The sequence below is a fragment of the Nonomuraea sp. NPDC050478 genome, assembly GCF_044458265.1.
In the GTDB taxonomy this organism is placed as follows: domain Bacteria; phylum Actinomycetota; class Actinomycetes; order Streptosporangiales; family Streptosporangiaceae; genus Nonomuraea; species Nonomuraea ferruginea.
This window is the reverse complement of sequence record NZ_JBITHT010000005.1, coordinates 351,994-365,955: the sequence shown is the minus strand read 5'-3', so window position 1 is coordinate 365,955 and position 13,962 is coordinate 351,994. Positions and strand designations below refer to the sequence as shown.

At 71.4% G+C, this 13,962-nt stretch carries 12 protein-coding genes; 5 read left to right on the top strand and 7 right to left on the bottom strand.

Translation table 11 applies throughout. The features are described from left to right. Positions 1-187: 187 nt before the first annotated feature. Entirely contained in the window at positions 188-1,684 is a 1,497-nt protein-coding gene (locus ACIBF7_RS26530) for a M28 family metallopeptidase (RefSeq protein WP_397198394.1), read from the bottom strand. Positions 1,685-1,901: 217 nt separating this feature from the next. Next, positions 1,902-3,377 (bottom strand): alkaline phosphatase PhoX, encoded by a 1,476-nt coding sequence (locus ACIBF7_RS26525; protein ID WP_271278120.1) that lies wholly within the window; start codon positions 3,375-3,377, stop codon positions 1,902-1,904. A gap of 127 nt (positions 3,378-3,504) precedes the next feature. Between ACIBF7_RS26525 and ACIBF7_RS26520 the strand changes: the two genes are divergently transcribed. Together ACIBF7_RS26520 and ACIBF7_RS26515 are read left to right on the top strand one after the other, a co-directional pair. After that, positions 3,505-5,175 (top strand): DUF4434 domain-containing protein, encoded by a 1,671-nt coding sequence (locus ACIBF7_RS26520; RefSeq protein WP_397198393.1) that lies wholly within the window; start codon positions 3,505-3,507, stop codon positions 5,173-5,175. 76 nt (positions 5,176-5,251) lie between these two features. Further along, on the top strand, positions 5,252-6,604 hold the full coding sequence (locus tag ACIBF7_RS26515) for a trypsin-like peptidase domain-containing protein (protein WP_397198392.1): 1,353 nt from the start codon (positions 5,252-5,254) through the stop codon (positions 6,602-6,604). On the opposite strand, the gene ACIBF7_RS26510 is transcribed toward ACIBF7_RS26515, so the two are convergent. The 4 genes from ACIBF7_RS26510 to ACIBF7_RS26495 are packed head-to-tail and all read right to left on the bottom strand — an operon-like array spanning position 6,596 to position 11,035. Continuing rightward, positions 6,596-7,975 carry a glycoside hydrolase family 5 protein gene (locus tag ACIBF7_RS26510; protein WP_397198586.1) on the bottom strand — a complete coding sequence of 460 codons (1,380 nt, stop codon included), beginning with the start codon at positions 7,973-7,975 and terminating at the stop codon, positions 6,596-6,598. The two genes, ACIBF7_RS26515 and ACIBF7_RS26510, sit on opposite strands and share 9 nt — an antisense overlap. A 2-nt stretch (positions 7,976-7,977) precedes the next feature. Continuing rightward, complete coding sequence (locus ACIBF7_RS26505; RefSeq protein WP_148034009.1) at positions 7,978-8,796, bottom strand: carbohydrate ABC transporter permease; 819 nt, start codon at positions 8,794-8,796, stop codon at positions 7,978-7,980. Then, positions 8,793-9,761, bottom strand: a complete 969-nt coding sequence (locus tag ACIBF7_RS26500; protein ID WP_364226177.1) for a sugar ABC transporter permease — start codon at positions 9,759-9,761, stop codon at positions 8,793-8,795. Before ACIBF7_RS26500 ends, ACIBF7_RS26505 begins: the two co-directional genes overlap by 4 nt. Continuing rightward, positions 9,758-11,035, bottom strand: coding sequence for an extracellular solute-binding protein (locus ACIBF7_RS26495; protein ID WP_271280476.1), 1,278 nt, complete (start codon positions 11,033-11,035; stop codon positions 9,758-9,760). Before ACIBF7_RS26495 ends, ACIBF7_RS26500 begins: the two co-directional genes overlap by 4 nt. A gap of 161 nt (positions 11,036-11,196) precedes the next feature. On the opposite strand from ACIBF7_RS26495, the gene ACIBF7_RS26490 reads away from it, so the two are divergent. Both ACIBF7_RS26490 and ACIBF7_RS26485 read left to right on the top strand, forming a co-directional pair. Further along, positions 11,197-12,210, top strand: a complete 1,014-nt coding sequence (locus ACIBF7_RS26490) for a LacI family DNA-binding transcriptional regulator (protein ID WP_148034006.1) — start codon at positions 11,197-11,199, stop codon at positions 12,208-12,210. 40 nt (positions 12,211-12,250) lie between these two features. Beyond that, positions 12,251-12,748 (top strand): DUF6789 family protein, encoded by a 498-nt coding sequence (locus ACIBF7_RS26485; RefSeq protein WP_397198391.1) that lies wholly within the window; start codon positions 12,251-12,253, stop codon positions 12,746-12,748. Here ACIBF7_RS26485 and ACIBF7_RS26480 read toward each other — a convergent pair. Beyond that, positions 12,718-13,470, bottom strand: a complete 753-nt coding sequence (locus ACIBF7_RS26480) for an aminotransferase class IV (protein ID WP_397198390.1) — start codon at positions 13,468-13,470, stop codon at positions 12,718-12,720. The two genes, ACIBF7_RS26485 and ACIBF7_RS26480, sit on opposite strands and share 31 nt — an antisense overlap. 103 nt (positions 13,471-13,573) lie before the next feature. On the opposite strand from ACIBF7_RS26480, the gene ACIBF7_RS26475 reads away from it, so the two are divergent. Next, the gene (locus ACIBF7_RS26475; protein WP_148034004.1) at positions 13,574-13,939 is read left to right on the top strand and encodes a nucleotide pyrophosphohydrolase; all 366 of its coding nucleotides are present in this window, start codon (positions 13,574-13,576) and stop codon (positions 13,937-13,939) included. The last annotated feature ends 23 nt before the right edge of the window (positions 13,940-13,962 follow it).

Below are 13,962 nucleotides of genomic sequence, written 5' to 3'. Positions count from 1 at the left end.
TCGCACCGAAGGTCAAAAGCTGAAAATCTTCTTGGGAAACCCCTCGGGCTGAGCGCCGTAAGCAAGCCTTCGGCCTGCCCGGCCCGCCGTGGTCCGGGAAGAGCACATCCCGCCTCGGGACAGAGTCCTGACCGGCGGTATGGAACGGCGGGGTCCTGTGAGGGCAGGGCCCCGCCGTTCCGGGGAGTCAGTTCTGGGCGGTTGCGGAGGAGAGGGCGGCGCGGGCGCCGGCCGGGCGGTCGGGGATGGTGCGCAGGTCGAACGCGTACCGGGCGGTGGAGTCGGCGATCGCGTCGGAGTTCACGTCCAGCGCGAACGCGTTCACGTTCGTGAGGGTGTCGCAGGCCACGTGGTAGCACGGGTCGTAGGCCTGGCCCGCCGTGCCGCCCCACAGGGCCGCTTCATCCGGCGTCTTGATGCCTTCCGCGCCGGTGAAGATGCCGCCGGAGGGGATGCCGACCGCGATGAACGGCCCGTAGTCGGAGCGGCCGTCGAAGTCGGTGCCGCGGGTCGGCACCTTGCGGTCCTTGAAGAACTTCTCCAGCCGCGCCTCGATCTGCGCCGATCCGGGCGGGCCGGCGGGCGCGCCGGCGGCGTCGGAGTCGTCGCCGTCGTAGAGGAACAGGCCGTAGTTGGGCGAGGCGACCATGTCGAAGTTCAGGTAGACCCTGATCCGGTCGCGCTGCGCCTGGGTCAGGCTCTCCACGTACTGGTCGGAGCCCAGCAGGCCGATCTCCTCGGCGGCCCAGAAGGCGAAGCGGACCTTGTTCTTGACCGGGAAGTGCCGCATCTGCAGCGCGGTCTCCAGGATGGCGGCGCTGCCGGAGGCGTTGTCGTTGATGCCCGGCCCCTCGGGGACGCTGTCCAGGTGGGCGCCGACCATGACCACGTCGCGCGAGTCGCCCCAGCGGCTCTCGGCGATCACGTTGTCGTTGGTGCCGAGCGTGAGCGTCGCGTCGACCGCCAGGCGCACCGGCGTGGCCGTGGTGGCCAGCGCGTTGCCGACGGCGAAGTCGGCGTAGATCATCGGGATCCCGGCCCGCCACTCGCCGATGTCCAGCGGGTTGGCCTCGGTCCGGCCCGGCTGACCCTCGTTGAAGACGATGATCGCGGACGCGCCGGCGAACCCGGCGTTACGGACCTTGGTGGCGAACGGGCAGGTGCCGCGCTGGATGAGCGCGATGTTGCCCGCGGTGAACCCCGCGAAGTCCGCCATCTCGCAGCCGCTGGTCGAGGTCGGCGTGGGAGTCGGCGGCAGGGTCAGGTCGACGCCCTGCACCGGGGCGGTCACGTCGCCGGCCGGCGACGGCTGGAAGGTGAAGAAGTCCTCGTTGGGCGTGTAGTCCGCCAGGACGGGCGGGCTGTTCTCGACCCAGCCCTCCACGAAGTCGATCGGCTGCAGGGTGACCTTGTAACCGGCCTTGCGGAGCTTGTCGGCGACGTAGTCACGGGACGCGTCGTAACCGGAGGTGCCCGCCGCCCGGTTGCCCCCGTTGGCGTCGGCGATGGCCTGGAAGGCCTTGAGATGCTTGCTGACGTTGGCGCCCTTCACCTGCTTCACCAGCAGCTTGGCGAAGACCTCGTCGAGCCCTCCGGCGGCCTGGGCCGGAGACGTGAGAGAGAGCGGGAGAGCGAGTGCCGTGACCAGGGCGAGGGCACGGACGACGCCTCGGCGAATTGTCATGTCGCACTTTCCATGTGACGGCAGTGGAGTCATGCGCCCGTCTGGGCGCGGGGCCATCTCAGGGGATGGCTAGAGGGAGATCCGCACGGCAACTCATGCCCCCGAAGCGTGCTGAACGGAACGTATGCCCGCGGGCAGCCCCTGAGAAGGCCCAGTCAGCCCATCACATGCGGCAGATTTGGGACACTCTCGCAGTTGACGACCCCGCGTACGAGGTCTATAGGGGTCCTCGCCGCCACGGCCCCCTGATCGCGTACGTGCGCCCTGGCGGATCGAGCGAGGCCGTCGAGCCGAGCTGGTTGACGAAGAGCACCGACCCGTCGGGGCTGAAGCACGCCCCGGCGAACTCGCTGTCGTCGGCGATGTTGACCGCGAACTCGAAGGGCCGGCCGCGGCGCGGGTCCAGCCCGATCAGCCGGTTCACGTTGGCCAGGCCGGGGGCCAGCGGGTGCGGGTCGGCGTCGGCGTCGGAGGCGTCGTCCTCGCACAGCACGATGCCGCCGCGCGGGGTGAACGTCAGGTTGTCCGGCGAGTCCAGCTCCTTGCGCCCCGGCGACTCGTACACCAGGACCAGCGTCCCGCCCTCGCGGCCGGGGATGTACCGCCAGACCTGGCCGTACCCCTCCACGTAGCCGTCGGCGCCCGGCGCGTCGCCGTTCTTGGCGTCGCCGCCGCTGGTGGAGTTGAAGAACACCGAGCCGTCGCCCCACCAGCAGCCCTCCAGCCGGTTGAACTTCGCCCCGCCCTTGGCCAGCCCCTGCTGCGTGCAGGTGGGGGCGCCGCCCTCCAGGTCCGGATCGGGGTCGTCGACGCGCACCCACTCGACCGGCAGCCGGGCGCCCATCCGCTGGCCCTCGCGGCAGTCGTAGCCGTCCACGCCGCGGATCTTGAGCATCTCCAGCACGCCGCCCCGGGCCAGGTTCTCCGGGTCGCGCGGGCGGAACCGGTAGAACCCGTCGGGCTTGCCCGAGTCGTCCTCGGTCTCGTACACGTACCCGGTGCGCGGGTCGACCGCGACCGCCTCGTGCGAGAAGCGGCCCATCGCGGTGAGCGGCATGGACGCGGCCGGTCTGCCGGGGGAGGGGCCGCGCAGCGGCACCTCGAAGATGTAGCCGTGCTTGCGCTGCCATCCGCCCGCCGGCCCCGCGGTGGTCTCCTCGCAGGTCAGCCAGCCCCGGTCGCCGAGCATGCGGCCGCCGGCGCAGTTGATGATCGTGCCGTTGAGGCTGACGAAGTGGCGCAGGACCTCGCCGCTGCGCAGGTCGACCTCCAGTGTGGTGGTGCCGCCGACGCCCAGTTCGTCGTACCGGGCGGAGCCGGGCACGTGCACGCGGCCCTCGGGCGTGCCGGGGGCGGTGCGCACCTCGTGGTTGCGGATCAGGCGGACGGTGTGCCGGCGGGTGCCGGGGAAGGCGGCCATGCCGTCGTGCGCGATGGGCGTGAGCACGCCGTCGGACATCGGGGTGCCGGTCCTGCCGAGCACCACGTACGAGAACCCGGACGGCAGGGCGAGCAGTTCCTCGCCGGTGTTCGCGCTGGGGGCGCGGCGGAGCGGGCCGTAGCCCTCGCCGCCGGTGGCGGCCTCGCGGCCCGTCTCGGCCCAGGAGGCGTGCGCGGCCAGGGTCTGGACGGCGACGGCGGTGGCCAGGGCGCCGCCGGTGGAGAGGAAGGATCGTCGATCGAGCGCGGTCATGGGGAGTTCACCTCGCTGACAGCTCGGGTTCACAAAGCGTAGACGCCGGATTCGAGGGCAAGGAGGCCCAACTTGATCGGGCCGCGCGAAGTAGCGTGTGAACCGTTCCCGGCGCGAAGGGGCAGGTGTGCTGCAGCGGATCCTGCGGATGGCGGTCGCCGTCACGGTGGTGGTGCTGGCCCTCGTGCCCGACAGCCTGGTCGGCCGGGTGGCCGGGGCGGGTCCCGGGGAGTGCCCGCCGCGCGACACCCGGGTCCTGGCCCGCTACCCGATCACCGGTTACTGGATGATCCCGCGCTCCGACGCGTGCGTGACCCGGCGGATGGTCGAGGCCATCCACGGGGTGGGCGCCGACACGCTGATCACGTTCGGCGCGCGGCTGCTGCCCGCGTCCGTCGGCCCGGACGGGCGGGTGGGCGGCGCATTCGACGACTGCGTCGAGGACGGCAGGACCTGCTACCAGGCTGCCCGCGACACCGGCAGAACGATCCGGCAGGTCTACACGTACACGGCGAGCGAGCACTTCGGGGCCGGGGTGCTGCGCTGCCCCGGCCTGGACCGGCGAATCGAGAACGGCGGGCGCGTCTACTACCGGCTGATGCTCGGCGACTCGTGCGAGGCGTCCACGTACGACCTGCTGCTGATCGCCGCCGACGGCGACGGCGTGGGGCACATGATGACCGAGGCCGCCGCGCAGGGCATGAAGGTCTTCCCCGGCCTGCCGGTGCCCCCCAAGGACGGGGCCAAGCCGTGGCTGCCCGACCTGGCCCACCTGCCGGCGCTCAACGCCTTCACCGCGCGGGTGGTCGCCGACTACCGGCAGCGGTACGGGGCCTCGCCCGCGCTCGGCGGCCTCTACCAGTCGTTCGAGCTGGCCATGCGGGGCCGGGCCGGCGACGACCCGATCATCGCCCTGTACGCGGCGCAGCACGAGGTGGTGGCCGGCGCGTGGCCCGGGGTGACGATCATGGTGAGCCCGTTCTGGGACGCGCGCCGGGGCCGCGGCTTCCCGCCGGAGCAGGTGGAGAAGGGGTTCGACGAGATCGCGGCCACCCGGGCGGGGGCGCCGATGGTCATCGCGATCCAGGACGGGCGCGGGGTCGGCAAGGTCCCGGTGCACGGGCCTGACGAGGCGGACGCGCCGGTGGACCCGCGGCTGGAGCCGGTCACGGGCAAGGTGACCAACCGGCAGGCCTACTACGGCTCCGCCCGCGACTACATCGAGGCCGCGGCCCGGCGGGTGACGCCCGGCGTGCGGCTGTGGGTGAACGTCGAGGTGTTCGAACCCACCCAGGTGGCGGGCGAGTGCGGCCGGGCCGACCCGTTCCCGCTGCGCGGCCGTACCACCAAGGCCCGGGTGGACGAGCAGGTCGCGGCGGCCGCCGCGCACGGCACCAAGATCATCGCGTACGGCTGGGACCCGTTCCTGACCTGCCGTGACGACCCGTCGGCGCCGTCGCTGGCGGACGAGCTGGCGGCCGGCTGGCAGGAGCCGATCGTGGCGCGAGCGACCCCGGCCGTGCGGGACGGGGTGGTCGGCGTCCTGGTCGAGGGCTACCACCTCGGGGGCGGCACGCTGCGCTTCGCCTACCACCGGGCGGGCTCGGGGCCGGTGACGGTGGAGGCGCCCCAGGAGTGGCACGACCCCGGCACGGGCCGGGGCATCCCTCTGGAGTCGGCGTGGGCCGCCTTCGAGCCGGAGGATCCTGATCCGGCGCGGCCGTGGGTCACCATCACCGCCACCAACGGGGCCGGGCACACCGCCACGTCCGGTTACGCCATGGCCGTCAGTCCGTGACCTCGTGGCGTCGCTCACCTATCGTGTCGTCGTCGTGACTTAGTGTGCTTCTGGGATTCGTTCTGGAGGGGGACCGATGTCACGCCGAAGCACCCTGGTCGCGCTGGTGACGGTGAGCACCGCGCTGGTCGCGCCGCCCGTGGAGGCCGCCGCCGCGCCGCCGCCCGTGCCGGGAGCGGAGGTCTCACCGGTCATGGATCCGCAGCGGGCGATCGACTACTGGACGGCCAGGAAGCAGTCCAGGGCCGACGCCGTCGACCTGCCGGAGAACGTCGTCATCCCGCGGTCGGCGGGGTCGAGGGTGAGCGTGCCGCGTAACGAGCGGCTGACGCCCGGCTCCGACGTCAACGGTTACGCCCGCGTGCGCAAGCCCTACCGGCGGACGCTGGAGGGCAGGGCCACCGGCCGGCTGTTCTTCCTGGACGCGGCCGGTGACCGCAGGTCGTGCAGCGGCGCGGTGGTGCGCTCCGCGCGCAAGCTGCTGGTGGCGACGGCCTCGCACTGCGTGTACGGGGTGGCCGGACGGGGCGGGCGCGCCACCTGGTCGGAGCACATCGCGTTCGTGCCCGCGTACGACGGCAAGGCCGCGAGCCTGCGCGAGCGCGCCCCGTACGGCGTGTGGGGAGCGCGGCGCGTCTACAAGCCGCGGTCCTTCACCGGCGTGTCGCCCTACGACTGGGACTCCATCTACGACCTGGCGCTGGTCGAGGTCGGCAGGCGGGGCGGCGCGACGCTGCAGGGGACGGTGGGCGGGTTCACGCCGCTGCGCAACGAGGGCGGCCGCCACACCGTCGCCAGCCTCGGCTACCCGAGCGACGCCCCGTACGACGGCACCCGCCAGCTCTGGTGCCTGGCCCGCACCCGGCCGTGGGCCGGACACGCGGTGCGCGGCGAGACCGGCGGGCGGCTGCGCACCGACAACTGTCACCTGTACGGGGGCAACAGCGGCGGCCCCTGGCTGACCAGGGACGACGGCCTGCTGATCGGGGTGCTGACGTCCGGGGCGAACGACGAGGCCGGCCACGGCTACGCGGTGGCCAACCCGCTCGGCCGGGACAGCTTCGGCGCGGTGGTGCGCCGGGCGGACCCGGCGGGCGTGTACGACGCGCTGTCGGTCGAGGGCTCGGGCACCGCCCGCGAGGTCACCGCCACCGTGACCATGAGAGGGCTGATGGCGGCGGCCCAGGTGCCGGTCACGTTCACGCTCCCGCCCGGCTCGCGGGCGGGGGACGCGCCGGGCTGCGAGGGCGAGGGGCGGCGGGTGACGTGCACGCTCGCGCTGATCCGCCCGGGTGAGTCGGTACGGGTGAGCGTCCCCGTCCGGATCCCGCGGGATGACCGGCCGACCGCGACCGTGTCCGTCGGCTCCACCTTCCTGGACCCGGACCCGCGCGACAACAGAGACACCTTCCAGCTCGCGTCACGGTGACGCGGCCCCGTCCAGGGCGGCGCCCAGCAGGTCCAGCAGGGGTTCCCGGCGGCGGCAGTTCTCCAGCGCGAACGAGTCGGCCAGCGCGATGAGCTCGGTGTCGTCGAGGCCCCTGAACAACTCGGCGTACTCGGGCAGCAGCGCCTGGGCGATGAGGATGTGCCTCACCAGGTCGTCGGTCTGGTAGCGGGCGCCCCACGGGTACGGGTCCCAGGCGGGGAACTCGGTCTCCACCAGCGCGTGCAGCGGGGCGAGCGCCTCGGCGCCCTCCTCCATCGTGGAGCCCCATCGATCCGCGCCGAGCCGCCGCTTCTTGTCGATGAACGGGCCGAACCTCTCCAGGTACGGCCCGCCCGCGCACACCAGGCCCTGCAGGCCGACGTCCTTGTAGGTCCACAGGGACCAGCCGGCCTCGTGGCGGTCGTAGATCTCCAGCTGGTCGCGGAGGATCTGGTAGCGCTCCCCGTCCCGCTCCGGATCCCCGGTGTAGACGGGCCCGAACTCGCCCACCCACAGCGGGGTGCCGGTCTCCCGCTGGAACCGCGACCGCTGCTCGAACGTGCGCTCCAGCTCGTCCTTGTCACACCAGCGGCCCTGGGTGTAGCCGGGATAGCCGCCGCCGTGGGCGAACCCGGCCAGGGCGTAGTCGTGACAGACGAACACCGTGTTCTCGTACACCTCCCTGAAGATCGAGAAGTCGGTCGAGTAGGTGTTGCCGTCCAGGAACAGCACGTGCCGGGGATCGGCCGCGCGCACCGCCTTGACCAGCCGGTCGTAGAACGGGCCGATGACCTTGCCGGTCGGGTCGCCCGGCTCGTTGACCGGGTTGTAGCCGGCCACCCACGGGTTGTCGCGGTAGTGGTCGGCGATGGCCTCCCACAGGTGCACGGCCCGGTCCTGAAAGTGCCGGTGCTGCCAGAAGGCGGCCACGTGCGTCGGGTTGTCGGAGTGCCAGTGCTGGTTCTGCGAGCCGGGCAGCGCGTGCAGGTCGATCACGCTGTAGATGCCGTGCGCGCCGAGCAGGCCGATCACCCGGTCCAGGTGGTGGAACCCGTACTCGATGATCTCGAAGGGCCGGTCGTCCGCCTCGAAGTGCCGGTAGCTGATCGGGATGCGGACGCAGTTCATGCCGAGCCCGGCCAGCAGCGCCGCGTCCCGCTCGGTGAAGAAGGAGGTGAGCAGCCGCTCGAAGAAGAGCGCGGCCCGCTCCTCGCCCAGCACCTGACGCACCGCCGCGCGCATCGACGCCTCGTTGGCCGGGTAGCCGGTGATGAAGTTCTCCATGTTCATCCAGCCGCCCAGCCCGACCCCGCGCAGGCGTACGGGCCGGTCGTCGGCCGTGCGGAGCCGAGCTCCGGAGACGTGCAGCATGGTCACCCTTTCGTCGCTCCCGCTGTGAGACCACCGATCAGGTGGCGTTCCGCTATGGCGTAGAACCCCAGCGCCGGCACCATGGCCAGCACGAGGTAGGCGAGGACCCGCGCGGTGTCGGAGCTGTACTGGCCCTGGAACTGCTGCACGCCGAGCGGGAGCGTCCAGCTCAGCTCGTCGCTGAAGACGACCAGCGGGAGCATGAAGTTGTTCCAGCTCCCCACGATCGCCAGCACCGACACGGTGGCCAGCGCCGGGCGGGCCATCGGCAGCAGGATCCGCCAGAAGAAGCCGAACGGCGAGCAGCCGTCGATCGTGGCCGCCTCCTCGATCTCTCCCGGGATGCTCCTGAAGAACTGGCGCAGGATGATGATCGTCAACGGCAGCCCGAACGCGGCCTGCACGAGGATCACGCCCAGCGGGTTGTCGATCAGGTTCAGCGTGCGGAGCATCACGAAGATGGGCAGGATCGCGACCGCGAACGGGAACATCAGGCCCGCCGTGAACAGCGTGAACAGCGCCTCCCTGCCCCGGAAGGCGAAGCGGGCGAAGACGAACGCGGCCAGCGCCGACAGTGCGACGACCAGCACGGTCGTCGCGACGGCGATGAACGTGCTGTTCCAGACCTGGCGCCAGAACGACCCTTCGGCCAGCACCTCGGTGTAGTTGCCCGGCTCCCACGGGCTCGGCAGGCCGAACGGGTTCACCGAGAGCTGCTGGGTGCTCTTGAAACCGCCGAGCAGCGCGTACACCACGGGGATGAGGATGAACGCGCCGACGACCCAGGCGATCGCGTGCAGGGGCAGGGTCGTGCGCTTCATCGTTTCCCTCCCATGGCGGTGGTCGCGCCCTCCAGGTCACGCCGCATGACCAGGCGCTGGTACGCCAGGGCGAAGACGAGGCTGAGCCCGAACATCACCACGCTGATGGCGCTGGCGTAGCCCACCTGGGCGCGCTCGAAGCCGAGCGTGAACATGGTGACGGCGAGCGTCTCCGACGCGTGCGCGGGCCCGCCCTCGGTGAGGATCCACACCAGGTCGAAGAGCTGGATGGTGTAGATGACGGAGAGGAACACGCTGATCCTGATCGTGGGGCCGAGCAGGGGCAGCGTGACGTACCGGAAGATCTTCCAGCCCGCCGCTCCGTCGATCTTGGCGGCCTCGATCAGCTCGTTCGGGATGTTCTGCCGCCCGGCGAGGTAGATCATCATGTGGAAGCCGAAGTACTTCCAGGTCATGACCACGAAGATCGACCAGAGCGCGCTGTCCGGGTGCGACAGCCACTCCGACTCCAGCCCCAGCGGGCCGAGCAGCTGGTTGGCGATGCCGTTCTCCGGCGACAGGATCAGCGAGAACAGCACGCCGGTGATGACCTCGGACAGCACGTACGGCGCGAAGAACACCAGCCTGTAGAGCGCCCGCCCCCTGATGCGCTGGTGCAGCAGCATCGCGATGCCCAGCGCGAACGGGAGCTGGATCACCAGGGTCGCCACGATCAGCAGCAGCAGGTTCCCCAGGTCGGTGTAGAAGATGTCGCTCTCGAAGAGCCTGGTGAAGTTGCCGAAGCCGATGAAGTCGGTGGGCAGGCCGCCGAAGCCGTTCCACCTGAACGCGCTGGCGTAGACGGCGACCAGGATCGGGGCCACCACGAGCAGCAGGAAGAGGGCCAGCGCCGGCAGCACGAACAGGGCGATCGTCAGCCGGTTGCGGGGTCTTCCCCGCCTGCGGCGGCGGCGCGGACCGGCCGGAAGCGTCTCCGCTTCCGGCCGGCGGGTCACGGTCGTCATTCGCTCTCGCTCTTGGCCACTTCGGTGATGTCCTGCGCCACCTGCTCCGGGGTCTTGGCGCCCGCGAACAGCTCGGCCACGCTGTCGTTGACCTCGGCGCCGACGGCGGGCGGGTACGCCTGGTCCAGGTAGAGCTGGAAGCCGGTGGCGCTCGCCAGCGACTCGGCGACGACCTTGAGGTTCTCGTCCTTGACCGCGCTCTCCACGCCCTTGAGGACGGGGAGGACGGCGCCGGACTCGACGGCCTTCGTGTGGTTCTCGGTGCTGGTGAGGAACTTCAGGAAGTCGAGGGCCTCCTTGGGCGCGTCGGCGCCCACGGCCATGCCGCCGCCTCCGCCGAACGCCTCGGTGATGGCGCCCTTACCGCCCTCGACCTCGGGGAACGGGAAGAAGCCGAGGTCCTCGCCGAGGCCCTCGCCGGAGTCGGCCTGCACGGTCGGCGCCCACTGGCCCATCAGCTCCATCGTGGCCTTGCCGTTGGCGACGCTGGCGGACTGGCCGTCGGGGGTCGAGTAGCCGGCCCCGAGGAAGCCGCGCTGGAACGGCTCCAGGTCGACCAGCGCCTTGAGCTGCTGTCCGGCCTGGACGAACTCAGGCTTGGTGAAGTCGTGGTCGGTGCCGGCCTGCTGCAGCGCCGGCAGCCCGGCGATGCGCATCGCGAGGTAGGCCCAGTAGTAGTGGCCGGGCCACTTCTCCTTGCCGGCCAGCGCGATGGGGGTGATGCCGGCGGCCTTCAGTTTCTTGACGGCGTCGAGGAAGCCGGTCCAGGTCGTCGGCGGCTCGGCGATGCCCGCCTTCTCGAAGTGCTTCTTGTTGTACCAGAAGCCGACCATGCCGATGTCCGTGGGCAGCGCGTACGTCTTGCCGTCGAACTGGTACGCGGCCATGGAGGCCGTAGTGAAGTTCGTCAGATCGACGTCGGCGCTGATGTCCTTGATGAGCCCGGCGTCGACCTGCTGCTTCAGCACACCGCCGCCCCAGGTCGCGAAGACGTCGGGCGCCTTGCCCGACTGGGTCAGCGTGGTCAGCTTGGCCTTGTACGCCTCGTTCTCCAGAACCGTCATCTTGACGGTGATGTTCGGGTTGGCGGCCTGGTATTCCTTGGCCCGGGTCTCGTAGATCGTCTTCAGCGGGTCGGACGTCGACAGGTGCCACCATTCCAGGGTGACCTTGCCGGGCGCACCGCCTTCCTCGGGTTCAGTGGTGGCGGTCTGCCCGCCGCCGCACCCGGCCACCAGGACGGCTGCCGCTATCAACGCACAGGTTCTCTTCATAGGGGTTCCCTCCTCGGCTGGCGAAAGTTTCGTGAACCCCCCGATATTTTCATTGACCGGAGCATAGGTATATGGCTGACAAAGCGTCAATAGCCGCGTCGGTCGCGATCGGATCACGACCGGTTATCCGGATTCCGAAAGTTTCGGCTAAACTCCGGATCATGTCTGGGAAGAGGCGGGTGACGATCGCTCTGATAGCCGAGGAAGCCGGGGTGTCGATCCCCACGGTGTCCAAGGTGATCAACGGCCGGCCCGAGGTCGCCCCGGCGACCCGCCATCGCGTCGAACGGCTGCTGCACAAGCACGGCTACCAGCGGCGCATCAGCCAGGACGAGACCCCGGCCGGGCTGGTCGACCTCGTCTTCACCGAGATGGAGTCGCCCTGGGCGATGGAGATCGTGCGCGGCGCGGAGAGCGCCGCCCACGAGGCCGGGGCCAGCGTCGTCATCACCGTCCTGCACACCCACGCGGGGCCGGGCCGCGACTGGCTCGAACGGCTCGCCGGCCGCCGGACCGACGGCGTGGTGATCGTCGCGTCGAAACTGTCGTCCGGCGTGCAGGACCAGCTGAGCGCCCGCTCGCTGCCGTTCGTCGTGGTCGACCCGGAGGGCGAGCCCGCCCCCGGCGTCGTCTCCGTCGGCGCGACCAACTGGAACGGCGGCCTGGCCGCCACCCGCCACCTGCTGGAGCTCGGCCACCGCCGCATCGGCATGATCAGCGGGCCCGCCGACATGCTGTGCAGCCAGGCCCGCATCGACGGCTACCGCGCCGCGCTGGAGACGGCCGGGGTGCCCGCCTCGCCCGAGCTGATCCGCCGCGGCACGTTCATGGTCGACTCCGGCCACGACCACGGCCACGCGCTGCTCTCCCTCGACGACCCGCCGACGGCGATCTTCGCGGGCAGCGACATGCAGGCGTTCGGCGTCCTGGAGGCGGCCCGCCAGCGCGGCCTGCGGGTGCCCGAGGATCTCAGCGTGGTCGGCTTCGACGACATCCCGCTGGCCAAGTCGGCCTGGCCGCCGCTGACCACGGTGCGCCAGCCGCTGCAGGAGATGGCCGCGCTCGCCACCCGCACCGTGCTGGCCATGCGGCGCGGCGAGACGCCCGAGGCCCGCCGCGTCGAGCTGGCGACCGAGTTGATCGTGCGCGAGAGCACCACCCCGCTGCCCGCCTGACCCGGGTTTCGGCCCTGGCGGCGCGGGCAGCCGCAGGGCCATGATGCGCAGACTCGCGAACGGTGCCATCAGCGGCGCCGCGGCCACCATGACGATGAGCACGGTCATGCTGGCGGGCCAGAAGGCCGGTTTCATGCCCGGCCAGCCGCCCAAGCACATCGTCCGCGGCCTGCTCCCCGGCAGCAAGGCCCGCCACAAGCCGGGCGAGGGCGTGCTGGGCGCGGTGGCCCACCTCGGTTTCGGCGTCGCCTCCGGCATGGCCTTCGCCCTGCTGTCGCGCCGGCCGCGCCGCAGGGTGCCGTTCGGCGTCGGCTACGCGCTGCTGATCTGGGTGGTCAGCTACGAGGGCTGGGCGCCGCGGCTGAGCGTCCTGCCGCCCATCGACCGCGACCTCCCGGGCCGCCCGGCCGTGATGGCCGCCGGCCACATCGTGTACGGGGCCACGCTCGCGGCCCTGCTCAACCGCCTCGAACCCGGTGAGAAGCCACCGGTGAAGGAGGAGGCCGTTCAGAAGGAGTCCCAGCCCGCGCTCTCGTAACAGCCGGTCACCCGCGCCATCAGCGCCTCGTCCACCTCGATCCGGTGGCCGTCCACCCGGTCCACGGCCACCACCCCCCACGAGTTCGCCAGGAACACGGCGGGGAACTCCGTCAGGTCGGCCACCCGCAGCACCCGCCGCTCGCACGGCACGCCGGCCCGTGCCAGCTCGCCCTCCAGCAGTCGCATGGTGACGCCGCGCAGCATCGGCGCGTCCGGCCAGATCACCCGGTCGCCGTCGAAACACCCCAGGTTGGTGACCGCCCCTTCCGAGATCACCCCGTCGTCGGACGTCAGCAGCGCCTCGTCGTACCCCTCCCGCTCGGCGAGCCTGCCCAGGTAGCCCTGCGGGAAGCCGCCGGTGTGCTTGATGTGCGGCAGGAACCGCTGGTAGCGGACCGACCTGAGCCTCTTCGGGGTCGCCGCGAGCCGCACCGGCGGGCCGGACACCGCGATCACCCGCACCCCGCCGGCGTCGCACACGAACACCCGCACGCTCGCGTCCACCGCCTCCAGCGCCCGGACGGAGGCCCGCACCAGGTCCAGGTCGAGCTCCTGGCCGAACAGCTCACGGGTGGCGCCGCTCAGCCGGTCCAGATGCGCCGCCAGCCCGCGCACCTTCCCGCCCCGCACCTGCATCGCCGTGAAATGCCCGTATCTCGCGGACATGGCGAGCGCCACGTCGCCGGCCTCCGCCGCCCGCCCGTCGATCACCGCACCCATCAGGCCTCCCACGCCGCTCCAGGATCATTATCCCGAGCTGAAATATTCAGCGCACCTTCCTCGAAAGTTTCGCACCAGGCGAGGACTCGTAAGGTCGTCAACCATGACGACGGACTTGGACGGGCTGGCGGAGCGGCTGCGGGCGTTCGCGCGGGCCCGCGACTGGGAGCAGTTCCACACACCGAAGAACCTGGCGATGGCGCTGGCGGGCGAGGTGGGTGAGCTGGTGGCCGAGCTCCAGTGGCTCACCCCTGACGAGTCGCGCGACCCCGGCCCCGAGACCCTGTCCCGCATCACGGCGGAGCTGGGCGACGTCACCGCCTACCTGGTACGGCTCGCCGACGTCCTGGGCGTCGACCTGGTGGCGGCGGCCCACGCCAAGCTGGACGCGGGCGAGCGCCGCTACGACCCCGCCCGCTACCGCGGCTCCGCCAGGAAGGCCCCGCACCTCCCGCCGGACGCTTTCTGACGGACCCGGCGCGTAGGGTGACG